General features: G+C 39.4%; 18 protein-coding genes. 1 reads left to right on the top strand and 17 read right to left on the bottom strand.

Annotation, left to right across the window (positions count from 1 at the left end; genetic code table 11):
- Window positions 1–187: 187 nt before the first annotated feature.
- Window positions 188–1,603, top strand: a complete 1,416-nt coding sequence (locus IGL80_RS04175) for a Ktr system potassium uptake protein D (protein ID WP_002385738.1) — start codon at window positions 188–190, stop codon at window positions 1,601–1,603.
- 36 nt (window positions 1,604–1,639) lie between these two features.
- On the opposite strand, the gene nifJ is transcribed toward IGL80_RS04175, so the two are convergent.
- From nifJ to arcC, 17 genes are all read right to left on the bottom strand, one after another.
- Entirely contained in the window at window positions 1,640–5,173 is a 3,534-nt protein-coding gene (gene nifJ / locus IGL80_RS04170; protein WP_002359666.1) for a pyruvate:ferredoxin (flavodoxin) oxidoreductase, read from the bottom strand.
- 20 nt (window positions 5,174–5,193) lie between these two features.
- Window positions 5,194–6,612 (bottom strand): NADPH-dependent glutamate synthase, encoded by a 1,419-nt coding sequence (gltA, locus tag IGL80_RS04165; RefSeq protein ID WP_002359664.1) that lies wholly within the window; start codon window positions 6,610–6,612, stop codon window positions 5,194–5,196.
- A gap of 46 nt (window positions 6,613–6,658) precedes the next feature.
- Window positions 6,659–7,462, bottom strand: coding sequence for a sulfide/dihydroorotate dehydrogenase-like FAD/NAD-binding protein (locus IGL80_RS04160; protein ID WP_430598543.1), 804 nt, complete (start codon window positions 7,460–7,462; stop codon window positions 6,659–6,661).
- A 37-nt stretch (window positions 7,463–7,499) separates the two neighbouring features.
- Window positions 7,500–7,964, bottom strand: coding sequence for a flavodoxin (locus IGL80_RS04155; protein WP_002382673.1), 465 nt, complete (start codon window positions 7,962–7,964; stop codon window positions 7,500–7,502).
- A gap of 235 nt (window positions 7,965–8,199) precedes the next feature.
- Window positions 8,200–9,030, bottom strand: coding sequence for a selenium-dependent molybdenum cofactor biosynthesis protein YqeB (yqeB, locus tag IGL80_RS04150; protein ID WP_002359662.1), 831 nt, complete (start codon window positions 9,028–9,030; stop codon window positions 8,200–8,202).
- Window positions 8,994–9,749, bottom strand: a complete 756-nt coding sequence (gene yqeC, locus IGL80_RS04145) for a selenium cofactor biosynthesis protein YqeC (RefSeq protein WP_002359659.1) — start codon at window positions 9,747–9,749, stop codon at window positions 8,994–8,996. Before yqeC ends, yqeB begins: the two co-directional genes overlap by 37 nt.
- Window positions 9,737–9,994, bottom strand: a complete 258-nt coding sequence (locus IGL80_RS04140; RefSeq protein WP_002356603.1) for a DUF3343 domain-containing protein — start codon at window positions 9,992–9,994, stop codon at window positions 9,737–9,739. Before IGL80_RS04140 ends, yqeC begins: the two co-directional genes overlap by 13 nt.
- A gap of 20 nt (window positions 9,995–10,014) precedes the next feature.
- Window positions 10,015–10,602, bottom strand: coding sequence for a sulfurtransferase-like selenium metabolism protein YedF (gene yedF, locus IGL80_RS04135; protein ID WP_002356602.1), 588 nt, complete (start codon window positions 10,600–10,602; stop codon window positions 10,015–10,017).
- A 15-nt stretch (window positions 10,603–10,617) separates the two neighbouring features.
- The gene (gene selD, locus IGL80_RS04130) at window positions 10,618–11,640 is read right to left on the bottom strand and encodes a selenide, water dikinase SelD (protein WP_002359657.1); all 1,023 of its coding nucleotides are present in this window, start codon (window positions 11,638–11,640) and stop codon (window positions 10,618–10,620) included.
- 15 nt (window positions 11,641–11,655) lie between these two features.
- Window positions 11,656–12,804, bottom strand: coding sequence for a selenocysteine lyase SclA (sclA, locus tag IGL80_RS04125; RefSeq protein WP_002359654.1), 1,149 nt, complete (start codon window positions 12,802–12,804; stop codon window positions 11,656–11,658).
- 13 nt (window positions 12,805–12,817) lie between these two features.
- On the bottom strand, window positions 12,818–13,399 hold the full coding sequence (gene mocA, locus IGL80_RS04120) for a molybdenum cofactor cytidylyltransferase (RefSeq protein WP_002359652.1): 582 nt from the start codon (window positions 13,397–13,399) through the stop codon (window positions 12,818–12,820).
- A 13-nt stretch (window positions 13,400–13,412) separates the two neighbouring features.
- Window positions 13,413–15,986 (bottom strand): selenium-dependent xanthine dehydrogenase, encoded by a 2,574-nt coding sequence (xdh, locus tag IGL80_RS04115; protein ID WP_002359651.1) that lies wholly within the window; start codon window positions 15,984–15,986, stop codon window positions 13,413–13,415.
- Between the two features lie 120 nt (window positions 15,987–16,106).
- Window positions 16,107–17,114: an XdhC family protein gene (locus IGL80_RS04110; RefSeq protein WP_002359650.1), complete on the bottom strand. Its 1,008-nt coding sequence runs from the start codon at window positions 17,112–17,114 to the stop codon at window positions 16,107–16,109.
- Window positions 17,111–17,470 (bottom strand): winged helix-turn-helix domain-containing protein, encoded by a 360-nt coding sequence (locus IGL80_RS04105; protein ID WP_002356595.1) that lies wholly within the window; start codon window positions 17,468–17,470, stop codon window positions 17,111–17,113. Before IGL80_RS04105 ends, IGL80_RS04110 begins: the two co-directional genes overlap by 4 nt.
- Window positions 17,471–17,563: 93 nt before the next feature.
- Window positions 17,564–18,883, bottom strand: coding sequence for a nucleobase:cation symporter-2 family protein (locus tag IGL80_RS04100; RefSeq protein WP_002356594.1), 1,320 nt, complete (start codon window positions 18,881–18,883; stop codon window positions 17,564–17,566).
- A 93-nt stretch (window positions 18,884–18,976) separates the two neighbouring features.
- Entirely contained in the window at window positions 18,977–19,357 is a 381-nt protein-coding gene (locus IGL80_RS04095; protein WP_002356593.1) for a RidA family protein, read from the bottom strand.
- Between the two features lie 14 nt (window positions 19,358–19,371).
- Window positions 19,372–20,316, bottom strand: coding sequence for a carbamate kinase (arcC, locus tag IGL80_RS04090; RefSeq protein ID WP_002359647.1), 945 nt, complete (start codon window positions 20,314–20,316; stop codon window positions 19,372–19,374).
- Window positions 20,317–20,361: the final 45 nt, after the last annotated feature.

The following is a 20,361-nucleotide window of genomic DNA, read 5'->3' as shown; positions in this document are numbered from 1 at the left end:
GGGGAACAACCTATTTTTCTATTCTTTCATAAAATATCATGTTCTCGCTTGTTTGTGGATGTTTTCCAATTATTTCTAACGAATTTCTTATTTTTATTTGTCATTTCAAGGATTTTCTGGCAGAATTATTCGTTTGAGGCGAAAAGTTTTGGTATACTTAGTTTAATTAGAATTGGGAGGTTATCTAGTGAACCATACACGTTTGCTGTGGCTGGCACAGCGAAAAAGCGATCGATTTATTCGCAAAAATTTTTCATCTATTCAAATCATCGTCGCTTATTACATATTAATGACGGTTATTTCTTATTTATTGTTTTGCCTCCCTATTTTCAGAGAACCTGACTCGCATGTTCCTTTTATTGATTTATTTTTCTTAGCAATCAGTACAGTCAGTGTTACTGGACTCACCACAGTCGATATTAATTCGGTTTTTAATGATCGTGGGATCGTCTTATTGGAGGTTCTTTTCCAAGTTGGTGGCTTAGGGATTATGATGATTTCAACGGTCTTTTTTATTTTATCAAAACGGCGAATCACATTAAAGCAACGTCAGTTAATTATGACTGACATGAATCAGCCGCGACTGAGCGGAATTGTTCGACTGATCCGCACCACTTTTTTGATTTTAATTTGGTTCCAAGTAATCTTCGGCTCGCTCTTTTCGCTTTATTTTTATATAAGTGGTTATTATACGAACTGGCGAGATGCGATATTTTATGGATTTTATCAAGCTATTTCTGCAGTGACTAATTCAGGCTTTGATATTTCAGGTGATTCAATTATTCCTTTTGCTCATGATTATCTCTTTTTACTGGCAATTATGTTCTTAATTTTTATCGGCGGGATTGGATTTCCCGTTTTACTGGAAATTCATGAGTGGTTACATTTTAAGAAAAAGAACTTTCGCAAGAAGAAACGAGGCTTGCCTTTCCGCTTCTCATTGTTTAGTAAAATTGCTTTGCTAGCGTTTATTGTTCTGTTTATTGGCGGGACTATTTTGATTTACTTATTAGAAAAAGATCACCTATTTTTGACAATGAATGAAAGTGGCCGTTGGGTAAGTTCGATGTTTTATTCGATGACTACACGAAACGCTGGCCTCCAAATTAATGATTTAGGAGACTTCCAAATTACAACGTTGATTATTTTCTCTGTGTTAATGTTTATTGGTTGTAGTCCTAGCTCTGTTGGTGGTGGTGTCCGAACAACGACTGTTGCGATTATTGGCTTGTATTTGTTAGCCTTTTTAAAAAGTGAAGATGATATTAGCGTCTTTAGCCGTAAAATAGATGACGATGATGTCAAAAAATCGATTGTCGTCTTCATGTTATCTTTGATTATGTGCTTTTTCGCTGTCGTCTTTTTGTCAGCCACTGAAAATCTTCCCTTGATTTCAATCATTGTGGAAGTCGCTTCTGCCTTTGGGACAACCGGTCTTTCTTTGGGCATTACAGACGATTTAACAACAGTAGGTAAATTAATGATTGCCTTATTAATGTTTATTGGACGTATTGGTATGCTTTATACCTTAATGATTTTTGTACCAAAAGAAACACGTGACTTAGGCTACGAATACCCTTCAGAAAAAATTATTATTGGATAAAAAAACAAAGCCTCTCAAGTAAGAGGCTTTGTTTTTTTATTTTTTCATGTGTGTGACTAGTTTGTTATAACTTTCAGAGCGTTCAATTGCATCTTCTTTAGTTTTATCAAGTAAATGTTCGACTACTTCTTGATTCTGTTTAATTGTATGCAACGCAGAGTAACGTGTTTGTTTTTCAAGGAAATCACGCATTTTGTCAAAATCTGTTTTCTTGTAGTCAATGACCATCGGATCTTTGCCTTTCTTAACTAACTCTGGATTGTAGCGATAAAGTGGCCAATAGCCAGATTCAACGGCTTCTTTGGCTTGATCTAACGTCCGAACCATTCCACCTTTGACCCCGTGATTAATACATGGGGTATAACCAATGATAATTGATGGGCCTGGGTACCGCTCCGCTTCGTCAATTGCTTTAATCGTTTGCATTGAGTTTGCGCCTAAAGCCACTTGTGCAACATAGACATTCCCATAAGTGATTGCCATCATCCCTAAATCTTTTTTAGAGGTATGTTTCCCACCCGCTGAGAATTTGGCAATGGCTGAAGCTGGTGTAGCTTTAGATGTTTGTCCGCCTGTATTGGCATACACTTCGTTATCCATAACAAAAATATTAACATCTTCCCCACTAGCAAGAACATGATCAATGCCGCTAAACCCGATATCATAGGCCCAACCATCGCCGCCGACAATCCATTGACTCGTTTTCACTAGTAAATCTTTTTGTTCGTAAATTTTTGTTAGAAGTGGATCTTCATCGGCTTCTTCACTTAATGCTGCCGCTAGTTTGGTGGCTCGCTGTTGTGTTCCTTCCCCTTCAGCCATGTGTTCCAACCAATCATTCAACAAGGCTTGAAGTGAATCTGATCCGACGTTTTTAGCAAGACTTTCTTCAACCAGACTAGCTAAATGTTGACGTTTCGTTCGATTGGCAATATACATACCATAACCATATTCCGCATTATCTTCAAACAGCGAATTACTCCAAGCTGGTCCTTGGCCACATTCGTTCGTTGTATAAGGCGTCACCGGTGACGAACCACCCCAAATTGATGAACAGCCTGTTGCGTTAGCAATCATCATTCGATCACCAAATAATTGCGTCAACAACTTAATATAAGGTGTTTCGCCACAGCCTTCACAAGCACCTGAAAATTCCATCAATGGCTGGTTAAATTGGGAACCTTTAACAGAAAGTTTTTTGACTGGGTTGGCTTTTTGTTTAAGAGTCATCGCAAAGGCCCAATTCATCGCTTGCTCTTTCTGAGTTTCATAAGGTTTCATTAAAATCGCCTTGTCTTTCACGGGACATGCCTGAACACAAAGACCACAACCTGTACAGTCTTCTAAAGAAACTTGGATACGATACATCAACCCATCTGTGCCACGCATTTCGCGCATGGCAAAACCTGCAGGTGCTTCTTTCAGTTCTTCTTCATCCGCTAAAAACGGTCGAATAGCCGCATGTGGACAAACAAAGGCACATTCATTACACATCGTACACTTATCCATTTGCCACTCAGGCACTTCTAACGCAATGCCACGTTTTTCATAAGCCGCAGTGCCCATAGGAATGGCACCGCCCTTCATTCCGTTTTCAATCAAATCTGAAACGGTCAGCTGATCCCCTTCTTGACGATTGATTGGTTCTAAAATATTTGTCACAAAAGCTGGAGCTTCCGACTCTTGATTTTCTGATTCTAAAACAATGGTTGCCCAATCTTCTGGAACTACGATTTCTTGCAGCGATTCAAAGGTAGCATCAATCGCTTGGTAATTTTTTTCAACAATTTCCATTGATTTTTTTCCATAAGTCTTTTTCACTTCTTCTTTAAGTAACGGTAAATATTGCTCTTTCGTTAAAATATCTGTTACTTCAAAAAAGGCAGTAGACATCACTGTATTGATCCGACGGCCTAAGCCTACTTTGCGAGCTAACTCAACCGCATTGATAATATAAAATTTGATTTGGTGCTCCCCAATATATTTTTTTAACTTAGCCGGTAATAAACGGTGAACCTTTTCTTGATCCCAAATAGTATTCAGTAAAAACGTTCCGCCATCTTTTAAACCTTTTAACAGGTCATATTTATGCAAATAGGAAGCATTATGACAAGCGATGAAATCTGCTTGTTCAATTAAATACGTGGAAGTAATTGGCTCTTTACCAAAACGCAGATGCGAAACGGTTAAACCGCCTGATTTTTTAGAATCATAACTAAAGTAAGCTTGTGCATAAAGGTCGGTATGATCTCCGATAATTTTAATCGCTTGCTTGTTTGCTCCCACAGTTCCGTCAGAACCAAAGCCCCAAAATTTTGCTTGGAAGGTAGTATCTGGCGTTAAATCTAAAGTAGGTTCTTCTGGCAATGATTGATAAGTTACATCATCAACGATCCCTACCGTAAAACGTTGTTTTAATTCTTTAAATGGCAATAACAAATGATCATAGATCGCTTTAATTTGATTAGGCGCTACGTCTTTAGAGCCTAACCCATAACGTCCACCAATCACAATTGGTCGATTTTCATGTTGATAGAGAGCGCTTTGAACATCTAGCAATAACGGTTCTCCTTCGGCTCCTGATTCTTTTGTTCGATCTAAAACCCCAACCTTTTCTACTGTAGCTGGTAATTTTTCAAGAAGGTTTTCGGTAGGAAATGGACGATATAAATGAATATTGATAAAACCAACTTTGCGTCCTTGTTGATTGAGATAGTCAACTGTTTGTTTGATTACTGGCGAAGCCGACCCCATTGAAATAATGACTTCTGTTGCATCTTCAACCCCGTAATAATCGGTTAAATCATACGTTGTTCCACGAAGATTGTTAATTTTTTTCATGTATTTTTGAACAATTTTTGGCATTTCTTCGTAATTTTTATTGACTGTTTCTCTTTGCTGAAAATGAATGTCAGGATTTTGAGCGGTCCCTGAAACAGTGGGATGATTAGGATTCATGCCTCCCATTCTAAAACGAGTTACAGCTTCCTGATTCACCATTTCTTTCAGGTAATCATAATCAATCACTTCGATTTTTTGTAGTTCATGGCTCGTTCTAAAACCATCAAAAAAGTTTACAAAAGGTAAACTACCTTCTAAGCTAGCTAAATGAGCAACTGCCGACAAATCCATTACTTCTTGGACACTCGATTCTGCTAACATACAAAAACCTGTTTGGCGGGTAGCCATCACATCGCCATGGTCACCAAAAATACTCAACGCACTTGTCGTTACTGCCCGAGCCGCCACGTGGAACACAGAAGGCAGCAATTCTCCTGCGATTTTATACATATTGGGAATCATCAACAGTAAACCTTGTGAAGCAGTATAAGTAGTGGTTAACGCACCTGTTTTTAACGAACCATGAACTACTCCTGCTGCCCCAGCTTCTGATTGCATTTCAATAACTTGAACTTTTTGACCATAAATATTTTTTAAACCACTTTCCGCCCATTCATCTACCAACTCTGCCATTGTTGAACTTGGTGTGATAGGATAAATAGCGGCAACTTCTGTAAACGCATATGAAATATAAGCCGCTGCGGTGTTTCCATCCATTGTTTTTTTCATTTTTTCACCTTTTATCTTTCCTAAACATTGCTTGTGACTGTTGTTTTTTGTGTTTTGACATACTGATCAATTGCATTAGCTGCGATTTTCCCAGCGCCCATCGCTAAAATAACGGTGGCAGCACCTGTGACTATATCGCCCCCAGCAAAAACGCCAGGTATTGAGGTTGCTCCTGTTTTAGGATCGGCCTGAATGTACCCCCATTGGTTTAGTTCTATTTCTGGATATGTTGATAACAAGACTCGATTTGCTCCTTGACCAATTGCCTCGATTACTGCATCAGCGGGAATAGTAAACGTGCTGTCTGGAACCGGTTCTGGCCGTCGTCTTCCAGACGCATCTGGTTCACCTAAAACCATTTTGACACATTCAACACCGCCTAGATTTCCTTGTTGGTCATCTAAATAAGCAATCGGATTTGTCAACCAATAATAGTTAATTCCTTCTTCAAGGGAATGGTGGTATTCTTCAATTCTTGCTGGTAATTCTTCTAACGAACGACGATACACAATATTCACATTTTCAGCGCCTAATCGTTTGGCTGAACGAGCGGCATCCATTGCAACATTCCCGCCGCCAATCACAACGACATTTTTAGCACGTTTAATCGGTGTATCATATTCTGGAAACTCATAGCTATGCATTAAATTGATTCGTGTTAAAAATTCACTAGAAGAATAAACCCCATTTAAACTAGTTCCTGGGATTCCCATAAAATTTGGTGCCCCTGCACCAACCGATAGATAACAGGCATCAAACTCTGACATTATTTCTTCCATCGTAATCGTTTTACCTACTACCACATTGGTTTCTATTGTTACACCTAAGGCTTCAATACTCGCAATTTCTTGTTTAACAATTTTTTTCGGTAATCGAAATTCAGGTATGCCATAGGTTAATACGCCACCAGCTTCATGAAGCGCTTCAAAAATAATTACTTCGTAGCCGAGCTTTGCCAAATCCCCCGCAACTGTTAACCCAGAAGGACCAGAACCGACCACTGCGATTTTCCCTTTTGTTGGTTCCGCTGTTTTTTTTAGAAACATGTGATTTTCTAATGCCCAATCGGCAACTAAACGTTCTAATTTGCCAATTGCCACTGGTTCAAAGTTTTTGGCTTTCCCTAATTTACAAACTTGTTCACATTGTTTCTCTTGCGGACAAACGCGTCCACAAATAGCAGGTAAATTCGTATATTTACTTAAAATATTGGCTGCTTGTTCCATGTTTCCTTCACGAATAGCTAAAATAAATCCAGGAATATCAATCATCACGGGGCATTTAGCAATACAAGGTGCATTTTTACATTGTAAACAGCGAATCGCTTCTTCTTGCCCTTCTGCTAATGTATAGCCTAAGCAAACCTCTTCAAAATTATTCTTTCTGATAGTAGGTGCTTGTTCCGCAATCGGTGTTTTTATACGACTTTTTCTAGCCATTTTTCTCCACCTGCTCTTTCAAACGATCTGTAAAGCAAACTGCTTCTTATTCCTGATATTGCTTCATTCGATTAATGAATTCATCCCAATTTACTTCATTGCCTTTAAACTCAGGTCCATCAACACAGGCAAATTTCATGGTGCCATCAACAGTGACCCGACAACCGCCACACATGCCTGTTCCGTCAATCATAATAGGATTCAAGGAAACATAAATTGGTAATTGATGTTTTTCAGCTGTCAAGGTACAAAATTTCATCATGATGCTGGGCCCAATCGCCCAACTGCACGCTACAGATTCACGTGCAATAACTTCTTCCATCGCTTCTGTTACTAAGCCCTTTTTACCTAATGAACCATCATCCGTTGTAATGATTAGCTCATCTGAATAACGACGGCATTCTTCTTGTAACAGAACTAACTCAGCTGTTCGTGCTCCCAAAATCGTAATCACTCGGTTGCCTGCTTCTTTTAAAGCCTTGATAATTGGATAAATAGCCGCGATACCAACCCCGCCACCGACAACCATCACCGTTCCATATTGCTTCACTTCTGTGGGCATACCTAAAGGTCCAGTGATATCCAACAAAGAGTCTGAAGTTTTAAGTTGGGAAAGTGCAGCTGTTGTCTTACCGATTACTTGGAAAATAATTCGAATACTGCCTGCTTTTGGATTTGTCTCCGCAATCGTTAAAGGGATCCGCTCTCCTTTTTCGTCAATTCTTAAAATAACAAACTGTCCAGCCTGGGCATGTGTCGCTATTCTTGGCGCTTCCAGCCAAAAATCAAATGTATTACTAGATAATTGAGTCGATTGAAGAATATTAAACATTGAAATACCTACCTTCATCGTTCCTTTTCATTCTGACTCCTACTTTCTTAAACCCTTAGGCAACGCTATCAGATAAAGTTGTGGCGACACTTTTAACAAATGTTTTTAGCATTTCGATGTCTTCTTCTTCTGCATTGTTTTCAATTTCAACTGTTTCAGCTACTTTTTTAGCACCAGCTTTTTCAAAAGCTCCTACAAAATCATGCGCTGATTTACAGAAAAATTCACCATATTCACGATCACCGGAACCAACAACGCCAAATGGCTTACCTGCTAAATCCTTTTCAGTTAATTCATCAAAGAAATCTTCAAATTCAAAAGGCAGTTCCCCATCACCATAAGTATACGTTGCGATAATACAAGCATCTGCATCATCAAAGAAGTCTACATCAACTTCTGAACATTCTTCACGTTCTACTTCAACTCCAGCTTCTTGAAACTGTTCTTCCAAAATCTCGGAAATTTCTTCTGTGTTTCCAGTCATACTTGCATAAACAATTTTTACTAATGCCATCTTCATTCATTTCCTTTCTTTTTCCTAAATATTTCAATGCATTCAAATGCAATTGTAACCCCTTACATCAATTCTTAAAAAAATAACTTTTACAAATGATTTTATTCACAAACTAATCTAACTAAGTATGTACTCTTCCCCTTTCGAGATAGAGTATTTTTTACTACGTCTTTACTATACCACATTCCAAACCTTTTTAACAATATTTTTAAGGTAAAAAAAATATTATTTAGGTTCTTTTTTATAAAACGTTTTTCCTTCTTCCAATCATAAAAATTGCTTCTAAAACCGCTCCCCCTAATGCACGAGCTTTGTCGGAGATCGTCAAGTAATCGACTTTCTCAACTGGTCGAGGATCTACATCTGCACACTTCAACCCTTGATAACATGTTACCTTTTCTGAAATCAATCCTCTCAAAGTCCCTGTCAGAGGCGAATAAACTGGAACCTGATCGATTAAAAATAATGCTTCCCCTTTCAACACGAGATCCCCTATGTTTTTAAGGTGGGTAATTTGTCCTGAAGCAGGGGCATGGACAACTCGTTCCGCACTTTTTCCGCCAATTTCACCTGGAATACCTGTATTAGGTAAAGCTGTTCCTTCAAAGTATAAACGTCCCAACCTATGTCCACGCATTGTCTCAATCACAACATCGACATCTTGCGGTGCTGAAAAGCCTGGTCCTAAAGCAATCGTAATCGGTGCCATTCCTCGATGCGTACCTAAATTTTTCTTAGCCAAAATCGCATCGATAACAATCAGTGGTTTCAATTGTTGAATAGCACTTGCTGTTTGATCGACAAAAACAGGCAGCTTATTTTGCTGCCAACATTTCGCGCAATCCTTTAATGAAGTAATTCGAACAGCAACCAAATCTTCCACACTTTGTTCTTTCTGGAAAATAGCATCACAAACTGAAACAGTCCGCCGAATGGCCAGAGGACATTCTGTTTCTAATACTAGTATTTTAAAGCCAACGTGCCATAATTTTTGGATAACACCTGTCGCTAGATCGCCCCCTCCGCGAACAATCACTAATTTTTCTTGGATGTTTTGACTGATTTCTCCCATAAAATAAGTCCTTTCTCTAATTCCATATTGCAAGCAATAATCTTGTCTAATTTTTCAAAACAGCTTTTGGGTAATTGAAGACAGACATTCATCGCTTGAACGAACTCTCTTCGCGTATGGGTTTGATTTAAACATAAAATTCGTTGGCCTTGGCTCTCTTTAAACAATCCTTTTGGATGATCAATCAGTTGAGCTAACAATGTTTCTGTGATTGGTTCTTGTAGTTGCGCATCGGTTAATTCCAAAAAAAGCGGCAACCGATGAATGGTCGTTTCATCTATCTTTTGACCAATCACAGAAATCGGAAGCACACCAATTGTGGTGGTTGTTTCTTTTAATATCACGGGTTCATAAGAGGACCAGCCTTTCAAAGGTCGTTGTTTGGACCCATCCGCTTCTAAAAAAACTTTCGTGAAGTGCTGAAACAATGTTTGAAACGAGGTCATTGCAGGCATCGTTAGTTTTGTTTGGTTGTTGATAGCGGTTCCTGCTAAAGTGATTCCGCAGATATTCGGCGTTATTTTTTCAAAATGGTTTGTATAAAAATAATCATACAATTGACGTTGGGGAAACCCAATTTTTGTGGTTGTACTAACCAGAACAGCTTCTTTTCGATATGTTTTTGCTAGCGCCCACATTAAGCTTGTTTTCCCACCACTACCAACAATTGACACAATCTCCTTTCCTTGTAAATCAAAACACTTTTTTAAGGACTCCACAGTTGGTACCTCCTTTCCCCAAGGTCATTTTTCACAGAAAAAATAGAGGCTACGCGTACTTTTGCTTCTTCTAAAAAACATACACTGTGAGTTATTTCCGCTTCATTAATGAGTAAACCGATCCCACAGCCATCCGTCAATGATGGTGGCAAAGTAAAGACGCGAACAGCCACCTTTCTTGCCAACAGTACTTGTTCTGCCAGAACAGCATAATGTGTATTCGGAAAGGTTAGCAAATACTCCATCTTTTCACCTTCTTTTTTTGTTAAAGCGTAATTACTTTAGCCGCTTGATTCATTGTTTCAACAATTTCGTACATATTAGTAATAGAGCCGATAGCTAAGGTGTCTGTTAAATGATAAAAATCTAAACAGGCCCCACACGTTTGAATCGTGGTTCCCTTCTCCGCTAATTGTTGCAAATCAGCTAAGGTATTCGCTGCTTGATTCGTTAAAAACGCCCCTCGATTAAAGAATAATAGCTGTGTAGGAACAGTTTCTGCTTCTGATAATGATTGAAGATAACTTTTCATTAATAGTCGTCCTAGCTGCTCGTCTCCAGTACCTAATTGATCGGAGCCAATCGTAATTACTAAATCTGTTGCTGACTGACTTGTTTGTTGAGTCGCTTCTTCAGGTACCGTAATTTTGACAGAGAAAACCGTGGCTTCTATCTGCTTCGCAGTCAAAGTGGCCTGTTTTTTAGTAGCTAATTTTTTTAAATTTTCAATGGCTACTTCGTTATCGACTAATACCTCGATAGTGCCTCCAGCTAAACCTAACTCCGCCAAAGCTTTTTTTGTTTCAATCACAGGTATTGGGCAAGGTTTCCCCAATGCATCTACTAATTTCATATTTGGCCCTTCTCTCTATAAAAGTACTACTGCTTGTTGTTCTTTTGGCAGAACCTCGCCAATAATTTTGGCAACAGGGTCCTCTTTTTGAATAGCTGCTAAACAGGCTGCCGCTTCGTCAGCAGCGACACTAATTAACAGTCCGCCAGAAGTTTGTGGATCAAACAAAAGTTCTTGCATTTCCATAGAAATTTTTGAATAATCGATTGTCGTTCCGATTGTTTGGCGGTTTCTTTGCCCAGCTGCAGTGACTAAACATTCTGCGGCGTAGGCCAACGCTCCTGTAATGGTTGGTAATGCTTCTGTATCAATCAGTAATGTTACCTGATTATCAGCCATTTCTTTTGCATGAATTAATAGACCAAACCCAGTCACGTCAGTACAAGCATGTACTGCGTAGGATCGAGCATTCGCAGCGGCATATTTATTTAAACGTTCCATCGAATCTTGTGCGATTTTTTGTTCCGTCTGCTTCGCCAATTGCCCCCGAACAGCCGCTTGAATAATTCCTACACCTAATGCTTTAGTTAAAATCAAGACATCCCCCACCTGTGGCGTATTATTATGCCACAAATTTTCTGGATGAACTTCTCCGGTTACCGCTAGACCATACTTGGGTTCATGGTCATAAATCGAATGGCCTCCCGCCAGTAAAGCACCCGCTTCCTTTAATTTTAAGCTGCCACCCAAGAGCATTTGTTCCAACCATTCTTTTGACATCTTTTGTGGAAAACAAACAAGATTTAGCGCATAAAGGACTGTTCCGCCCATGGCATAGACATCACTTAAAGCATTAGCGACCGCAATTTTTCCAAATGATAACGGATCATTGACCATTGGTGAAAAAAAATCTACCGTTGAAATCAAAGCTTTTTCAGACGTTATTTGGTAAACAGCGGCGTCGTCGGCATGTTCAAATCCGACGAGTAGCCGCTCATTTGCCGGTGTTTCGGGTAAGTGTTGCAACAATTGGTTCAGTACACGGGATTCAATTTTTGCCCCACAGCCACCTGATGTACATTGTGATAAAAAATCCATGCTGTCCGCTCCTTCTCAAATTAGTAGTTCTTGTAAAGCGTGAATTGTCCAAGTAATTTCTTCAGGCGTTGTCTGCCAACCAAAGCTAAAACGTAAGGTGCCAGTTGCTAAAGTCCCAGCTGTTTGATGGGCTAATGGTGCACAATGCAAACCTGCGCGCGTCATAATGCCATATTGTTCTGCTAGTTGCTGTGCCACTATTGTTTCTTCCTGATTCCACAGTGTGATAGAAACAACAGGGACAGTTTGTGCCACGTCCTTGGTTCCTAAAATTGTGACAGGTAACCCTGATAAACCATTTAAAAAATTCTGCATTAAGGTTCGTTCATGCTTTTGAATCGCTGCTAAACCAATTTTATTCAACTCTTTAATAGAACTATTTAAGCTTAGAATACCTAAACTGTTTAACGTACCAGCTTCAAATTTATCTGGTAAAAAAGAGGGTTGATCAAAGGAATTAGAATGGCTACCAGTGCCGCCCGCCATCAGTGGTTTGACCGCTTCAGCCCCTCGCTCACTAAAAGCTAACCCACCAATACCTGCTAATCCATATAAGCTTTTATGTCCAGTAAAGGCTAACACATCAATGGCCATCTGGGTCATTTTTATTGGTAAAAATCCCGCCGTTTGAGCCGCATCCAAAACAGTTAGCAAGCCTTTCTGTTGAGCCCATTGAAAACATTCTTCAATGGGTAAAATGGTGCCTAAGACATTGGATGCGTGTGTCATCACCAAGGCTTTTGTATTCGTTCGCCAGGCTCGCTGAATATTTTCTACATCTAACAGGCCAGTTTTTTGACAAGCAACATACGTCACTGAAATGCCTCGTTCTTTCTCAAGCAAGTGAAGAGGTCTAGCTACTGCATGATGTTCTAACATAGTCGTAATCACATGGTCGCCAGGTTGTAAAATCCCCGCTAATGCAAGATTTAAGGAAGTTGTTGCGTTATTCGTAAACGTAATCTGAGCCGCACTGGGTGCCTGAAAAAAGTCTGCTAACAATTGACGTGTCTCTAAAAGAGGAAGCCCCTCTCTAAGCAAAGGGGCATTTCTTCCGTAATTCATGAACTGATTTTCTGCTAAATAGGCAGTCAAAGCCTCAATGGTTGCTGGAAATTTTTTATAGGAAGTCGCTGCATAATTTAAATAAACCAAGTCCTTCATACGTTTTTCCTCTCTAACTATTGGTTTCTTGAATTAATTTTCTGTACTCTTCTGGCGTGTCGATATCTTTTAAACGGCCAGGAGTCGCTATTCTCAACATCTGAACTGCTTCTGGAAAGCGTTCATAAATCATGCGTCCGCCTGTTTCACCAGTCAATGTTAATAGTTCTTGTCGAAATTGATTACCGAATAATACTGGACTACTAGGACAACCATCTTTTTGTAATGGCACTACAATTTTATTTCTCTGACATTTATCTAACACGGGTTGTAGCATTTTAGGTGTTAACAGTGGTTGATCACTAGGTAAGTATAAATAGCCAGCTCCCCGAGCTTGCTCGGTTCCTAAACGAATACTGCTACTTTGTCCTTCTTGCCATTGATGATTGAGAATCAACTGAATGTTCTTAGGTAAAGGAAACGCTGGCTGATTCTCAGGCGAAACAACTAAAATCCGTTCTAATACGTCTAATTGATTCACTAAGGTTAACGTGTGCTCTAAAAATGTTTTTCCTTGATATTTTAAGAACAATTTATTTTGGCCCATCCGTTGTGAATTGCCCGATGCTAGAATAATGACACTAACGAGTGACATGAGTTGTCTCCTTTTATCTTTTTTTCTTTTGATAAGGGGTATTTTCTAAAGGCAGACTTGGTCGGAGCTGACCATCCAAGGCAAAATATGCGCCTGCTAAAGCTGGTGCGGTAGGGATCGTTGCTAACTCACCTACGCCTTTAATTCCATAGGCTAAACCTTCGTGAAGATTGTCAGCATGAACCAAAATTGTTTCGATTGGTGGTACTTGAGTGGCATTCACTAATCCTAGCGTTGCATATTTTGCTTTAACATAGCCTTCTTCTAAGGCAAATTTTTCAGTTAAAGCATACCCCATGCCCATTGCAATCCCACCTTCAATTTGACCTTCAGCAGCTCGTGGATTCACCACTTGCCCCATATCATACGCAGCCACAAATTTAGCTACTTTTCCTTTGTCATCTAGAATAGCTACTTCAGCAGCATAACCATAGCCAGCATGACTAACTGGACTTTTTTTATCATTAATTAACGGATCCGTTTTCGCTGAATATTCCCCATAAAATTCTTCACCTTCCAAATCACTTAAAGCACGTCCCATATCAAGTTCATACCGTAATTGCATTGCCGCTCTTCTAGTTGCTTCTCCTGTGAAGAGTGACTGCCTCGAAGCCGTTGTCGTTCCTGAATTCGGTGTTCTTCTCGTATCAGGGGCTTCCGCAACAATCATTTCTGGTGGTAAATTTAATGTTTCACAGGCAATTTGCGTCGTAACGGTTGCCATCCCTTGACCGATACAAGCAGCACTTGTGCGGACATGTATTTTTCCTTCTTCAACAGAAATAATACAACGCCCTGTATCAGGTAGCCCCACACCCACGCCACTATTTTTAAAGAAACTAGAAATTCCAGCAACTTCCGCTTGTTCATAGACGTCTTTAACCGCTAACAAGGCTTCTTTTAACGCCGCATTTTTCGAGACCAATTGTCCATTCGGTAAAGTATCTCCTGGGGCGACGGCATTTTTAAAGCGTATTTCCCATGGTGATAGTCCGACTTTTTCTGCTAACAAGTTTAAATTACTTTCAATTGCAAAAGCCGTTTGGCAAACACCAAATCCGCGAAATGCACCTGCTGGCGGATTATTAGTATATACAGCAAACCCTTCCACATCAATCGTTTGATACTTGTAGGGACCTGCCGCATGTGTACAAGCCCGTTGCAATACCGGTCCTCCTAAAGAAGCATAGGCCCCAGTATCCGCATAAATCACTGCTTTCATTGCAGTTAAATTGCCTTCTTCATCACAGCCGGTCGTAAAGTCCATTTCCATGCCATGGCGTTTGGGATGAACCATCAAACTTTCTTCACGGCTTAGCAGTACTTTTACTGGTTTCTTCAATAACCAAGCTGCTAAGGATGCATGATGCTGAACACTCATGTCTTCTTTTCCACCAAAACCACCACCAACAAGTTTTGATTGAACATGAATTTTTTCCTTGTCTAGTCCTAACATCCGAGCCACTTCCCGTTGTTCATCATAGATACTTTGACCCGCACTAAAGAGTAAAATGCCCTCACCTTCAGGCTGTGCAATCGCACACTCGGGTTCCATAAAGGCATGTTCGTTAATTGGTACGGAATAATGTTCTGTCACTACAAACGCAGAATTTGCTAACACTTCCTCTGCATTGCCACGTACCAAGTGTTCATGAGACAAGATATTGCCCTTTTCATGAATAACTGGTGCACCTTCTGCTAAAGCAGCTTCACAAGAAGTAAGCGGTATCATTTCTTCATAATCAACTTCCACTAAATTTTTTATCTCTGGTAAGGTTTCTTTTCTTTTTGAAACAACGAGTGCCACTGCATCCCCAACATACCGTGTTATTTCTCCTTCTGGAATCATTACATCCCAATCGGAAATAAATTCTAAATGACCAATTTTATTATTTCCTGGAACGTCTTTAGCTGTGAACACAGCCACACAGTCAGGATGCGCCAATGCTTGGGTACTATCGATTGATAGAACTTTTGCGCGAGGATAGGCACTCCGCAAAGCAGATGCATGAAGCATTCCTTCTATGTCAATGTCATCTACATAAATCCCTGTCCCTAAGGTTTTCTCCACTGCATCGACCCGTTGGAAGTCTTCCCCTAATTTACCATTTGAATGTTCTTCTGGAATGCTCGTTTCTTCACAAAACATTTTAGCAGCTAACTGAATGGCTTCTATTATTTTCACATATCCAGTACAACGACAAATGTTTCCTCGTATAGCTTTCTGAATGTCTTCTTTTGTGGGTTCGGGTTTCTTGTTCAATAATCCTTGTGCCGAAATAACCATCCCAGGGATGCAATACCCGCACTGAACTGCACCCGTTTTTGCGAACGCATAGGCGTAGACATCTTTTTGCCGTTGGCTTAAACCTTCGATTGTCGTGACTTCTTTACCAGCTAATTTTTCTAGAGTAAACAAACATGCTTTGGAAGCCTTTCCATTTACTAACACCGTACATGCACCGCAAGAGCCTTGGTTACAGCCATCTTTTGTTCCAGTTAGGCCCAGATCCTCCCGCAAAAAGTCCATTAATTTTTTGTTTGTTTCACAGGTTTCACTTTGACCATTTACAATAATTGAATACATTTCTTGCACCTCGATTTCTGATATAGTTTAGTGTTCAATCACCTAGATTATACCACAAATCTTCGTTCTAAAAATTATTTTTTAGCAAAAAAACTTTTTTATTTAACTTGAAGATCCTCATTATTGATAGCGCTGTTGAATTAATTCTCCCGCGATGCTAATCGCTAACTCTTCTGGTGTTTCGGCTGCAATATCTAAGCCAATTGGCATGAAAATTCTTTCAATTTCATTCATTGTATAACCGACCTCTTTTAACCGTCGAACTTGTGAAGCAATTTTGTGTTTGCTCCCCATCACACCAATATATTTGGCTGGTGTTTCCAATAACTGTTTGGCAACGATGAAATCAAAATTGTGTCCTCTGGTAATTACTATACCATAATCGTCCGCCGTTATTTCAATAAACGCAGCTAAATTTTCTAAAGGAATAACCCGTAGTTTCTCAGCTTGTGGAAAAGCTTGTGCCGTCAAAAATTCTGGACGATCGTCCACTACAACGCAATAAAACGATAAATAGTTTAAAATAGGTACCAATGCTCGTGCGACATGTCCACTTCCAAAAATATATACTTTCCCTACTTGGAGGATCGCTTCTGTTAAAAAAGTGATTTCCTCTTTTTGCTCACAATGGATACCTTTAGGTAGCAAACTTAATTCCCCCTCCCAAGAAGTGGAACCAATCAATTCGCCTGTTTCACTATAAAAGGATACTTTTCCTAAATTGTTTTGATCTAGTTCAGTCATTAACCAACCTTGTTGGTTATTTTGAAAATGCGTTTCTATGGATTCACACAACTCTTTTAAAAATGGCGTTTCCCATGAAAGATAATGGAAAAAAATCGTGACATTTCCGCCACAGACCATGCCTAAATCAGCAATATTATTCGGTGCTAAAATAAATTGACGTTGTGCATTTTCTTTCTCAATAAGTAGCTTTTTTGCCACTTGTTCAGCCTGAAATTCAACCGCCCCACCACCAACAGTTCCGGCTATTCTACCTTCGGCGGAAACCAGCATTCTAGCCCCTTGACTTCGTGGTGTAGATCCTGAACTTGTACCAATCGTTAATAACATCGTGTCTTGCTTTTCCAATATTGCCTGTTTCAAACGCTGAAATACTTCTCTCATTTCAGTTCCTCCGATACTACATCCTGTTCTTTAAATATTTCTTCAAAACATGCCTCTACCTGTTGATACACTTTTTTCTCAAATAAAAGATATTGATCAATCAACTCTTTTCCTTGATCCGTAACAATTGACCCGCCACCATTACAACCACCAACACTTTTGATAATTAATGGAAAAGATAGCTCTTCTTCAGCTACCCGCACAATCCGCCATGCCTTATTATAAGACATTTTCATCTCTTTTGCCGCTAAGTTTAGTGAACCAGTTTGCTGAATTTTTTGTAAAACTTCGACAACGCCAGGACCAAAAAAGTTCCGATCTGTTTTTAATTTTAAGTTCAAGGAATACGTAAACATCTTCTCCTCCTTTATTCGTTCATTTTTTTATAGATAACGTAAGGGAAAAAGGATACGAAAGCTTACTCACTTTCGTATCAAAAAAAGCAATCTTCACTCAAGTGCTACGCGCTTTTTTGGTTTTAAAATGACATTTAAAAGGACTGCTACCAAAGTGGTTAAGATAACTTCCGAATTACCGAAAATCGTTGTTACCCAAGTTGGAAAACCAGCTAAGCTTCCAGTAGACAATGTGACACCAATTCCAAATGCTAGAGCTGTTCCGACAACCCCAGTATTTCGAGGAGTCATTTCCTGCGAAGCAATCATCCGAATACCTGTCATAGAAATAGAAGCAAAAACTGAAATCGTTGCGCCACCAATTACCGCGTAAGGAATCGTAGTTAATAATGCAGCTACTTTCGGAACAAAACCAGCAATTAATAATATAACTGAAGCGAAAACCAGAACATATTTATTAATCACTTTTGTTACCGTAACCAGACCAACATTTTGTCCAAAAGTTGCCACTGGGATTGATCCAAATAAACTGCCAATAAAGTTAGTGAAACCACTCCCCATAATTCCGCCAGATAATTCTTCATCCGTTGCATCCCGATCCATTGCCCCAACCGTTGTTGCTGTAAATTGACCGATGGCTTGAACAGCATCAACAATAAACATCACCACAAGCGTAAAGATTGGTACCAATTGAAAATCCAGTCCAAAGTGAAACGGGGTAATTACCTGAACGATTTTAGCATTTTGAACTGGCTCAAAACTAACCATCCCTAAAGCTAAAGAAATCAAATAGCCAATAACCATTCCGTTTAAAATTGCTGATAACTTCAAAAATCCTTTTGCAAAATAATTGAAGTAAAAGACAATCGCAAAGGTTAATAATGCAACTAACCAATTCCGGGCTGAACCAAAATCAGCACTACCAGCTCCTCCTGCCATATACTTAATCGCAACTGGAAACAGGGATAGTCCAATACTTAAAATAACCGTTCCCGTTACTAAAGGCGGAAACAACACACGGATTTTTTTAATGAACAAACCAACAATAATAACAAGAATACTGCCAACTAATTGGGAACCAAAAATTGCTGCAATCCCAAAATCAGCTCCGATGGCCATCAAAATCGGTACATACGCAAAACTTGCCCCCATCATAACTGGTAACCGTGAACCCACTTTTCCAAAAATAGGGAAAAGTTGAATTAACGTTGCAACTGCTGAAAAAATCAATGATGTTTGAATCAAAATAGTCGTATCACTAGGACTTAATTGGCAAACTTTGGCAATCATGATTCCCGGTGTGACAATCCCTACTACTGCTGCGACAACGTGTTGCAATCCCATCGGAATTGCTTCAGAAATTGATAGTTTCGCATCATATTCAAATAATGCTTGCTCTTTTTTTTCATTCATAGGATCGTTTCCTTCTTCTTTTTATTCTAAAAGGATTGTTCCCCTTAATCAGTAAAGAATGCAATCCTTTTTCCCTCAGAAACATCTTAAAAATTATCCTTTGACAGCAACTGCTTCAATTTCAAATAAACCATCTTTTGGCAACTTGGCTACTTCTACACAAGAACGTGCAGGCAAAACTTCTGAAAAGTAATTCCCATAGATTTCGTTAATTTTGCTAAAATCAGACATATGTTGTAAAAACACCGTTGTTTTCACAACATTATCATAGGTCATCTCGACCTCTTTTAAAATCGAACCTAAATTGATAAAGGCTTGTTTTGCTTGTTCTTCCACTGTAGCCTTCATTTCGCCCGATTGCGGATCTAATCCTAGTTGTCCAGAAATGTACAACGTATTTCCCGCTAAGACAGAATGTGAATAAGGCCCTACAGCAGCTGGTGCCTGTGCAGAATTAATCATTTTGTTTGTCATCGTTTTCCTCCATTCTATGATTCTTTATTTTCAATTAAAGTCCCTGTTTTTCCAGATAATCCTTCTTTGGCTTTTTCTAATAACGTAATCAATGTTTTTCGACCTGGCTTAGATTCAGCAAATTTAATCGCTGCTTCAACTTTTGGTAACATTGAACCTGGAGCAAACTGACCTTCTTGCGCATATTGTTTCATTTTTTCTGTTGAAATATTCCCTAGGGCTTCTTGATTTTCTTTACCAAAATTAATACAAACTTTTTCAACTGCTGTTAAAATCACGAGCAGATCAGCATCTACTTGTTCAGCTAGTCGTTCACTACAAAAATCTTTGTCGATGACTGCATTTACACCTTTCAGTCGGTTCCCTTCTTGAATGACTGGGATGCCACCACCGCCGCCAGCAATGACTGTTTGGCCAGCATCAACCAATGTTTGAATCGTGAGAAGTTCGACAATATTTTTTGGTTTAGGAGAAGCGACGACTTGGCGATAACCACGGCCAGCATCTTCCATCACTTGTATATTTTTTTCTTTGACTAATTGTTCTGCTTCTTCTTTTGTCATGAAGCGGCCAATTGGTTTCGTTGGTTTTTTGAACGCCGGATCATTTTCATCCACGACCACTTGAGTGACTATGGTGGTGACTGCTTTACTTATATTTCGCTGACGCAACTCTTCTTGTAGCGCATTCTCTAAATCATAGCCAATGTAACTTTGACTCATGGCTACGCACATGGATAACGGAACAACTGGATATTGTGGATTATTAAAGGAAAATTCTTCCATAGCTAATTGAATCATCCCCACTTGAGGACCATTGCCATGAGATAAAATAACTTCATATCCTGCTTCAATCAAATCTGCAATCGCTTTGGAGGTCTGTTTTACGGCAGTCATCTGCTCCGTCAAATTATTTCCTAAAGCATTGCCACCTAAAGCTACTACGACGCGTTTGCCCATTGCTTCACCTCATTTTCTGTTTTATAAAAAGGACGATGCTTTTTC

The organism is Enterococcus sp. DIV2467a, from assembly GCF_050532945.1.
Lineage (GTDB): Bacteria > Bacillota > Bacilli > Lactobacillales > Enterococcaceae > Enterococcus > Enterococcus faecalis.
The sequence above is the reverse complement of the archived record's forward strand: the minus strand, read 5'-3'. Positions and strand labels throughout refer to the sequence as shown.

Excerpts from the sequence above, each read along its gene's own strand:
- arcC (WP_002359647.1), bottom strand. The coding sequence starts at position 20,316 with ATGGGCAAACGCGTCGTAGTAGCTTTAGGTGGCAATGCTTTAGGAAAT.
- mocA (WP_002359652.1), bottom strand. The coding sequence starts at position 13,399 with ATGTCACTCGTTAGTGTCATTATTCTAGCATCGGGCAATTCACAACGG.
- sclA (WP_002359654.1), bottom strand. The coding sequence starts at position 12,804 with ATGAAGGACTTGGTTTATTTAAATTATGCAGCGACTTCCTATAAAAAA.
- IGL80_RS04095 (WP_002356593.1), bottom strand. The coding sequence starts at position 19,357 with ATGACAAACAAAATGATTAATTCTGCACAGGCACCAGCTGCTGTAGGG.
- yedF (WP_002356602.1), bottom strand. The coding sequence starts at position 10,602 with ATGAAATTAGTAGATGCATTGGGGAAACCTTGCCCAATACCTGTGATT.
- selD (WP_002359657.1), bottom strand. The coding sequence starts at position 11,640 with ATGGATTTTTTATCACAATGTACATCAGGTGGCTGTGGGGCAAAAATT.
- IGL80_RS04155 (WP_002382673.1), bottom strand. The coding sequence starts at position 7,964 with ATGAAGATGGCATTAGTAAAAATTGTTTATGCAAGTATGACTGGAAAC.
- yqeB (WP_002359662.1), bottom strand. The coding sequence starts at position 9,030 with ATGGGAGAAATCAGTCAAAACATCCAAGAAAAATTAGTGATTGTTCGC.
- gltA (WP_002359664.1), bottom strand. The coding sequence starts at position 6,612 with ATGGCTAGAAAAAGTCGTATAAAAACACCGATTGCGGAACAAGCACCT.
- IGL80_RS04105 (WP_002356595.1), bottom strand. The coding sequence starts at position 17,470 with ATGTTTACGTATTCCTTGAACTTAAAATTAAAAACAGATCGGAACTTT.
- nifJ (WP_002359666.1), bottom strand. The coding sequence starts at position 5,173 with ATGAAAAAAACAATGGATGGAAACACCGCAGCGGCTTATATTTCATAT.
- xdh (WP_002359651.1), bottom strand. The coding sequence starts at position 15,986 with ATGTATTCAATTATTGTAAATGGTCAAAGTGAAACCTGTGAAACAAAC.
- IGL80_RS04110 (WP_002359650.1), bottom strand. The coding sequence starts at position 17,114 with ATGAGAGAAGTATTTCAGCGTTTGAAACAGGCAATATTGGAAAAGCAA.
- IGL80_RS04160 (WP_430598543.1), bottom strand. The coding sequence starts at position 7,462 with ATGAAGGTAGGTATTTCAATGTTTAATATTCTTCAATCGACTCAATTA.
- IGL80_RS04100 (WP_002356594.1), bottom strand. The coding sequence starts at position 18,883 with ATGAATGAAAAAAAAGAGCAAGCATTATTTGAATATGATGCGAAACTA.
- IGL80_RS04140 (WP_002356603.1), bottom strand. The coding sequence starts at position 9,994 with ATGGAGTATTTGCTAACCTTTCCGAATACACATTATGCTGTTCTGGCA.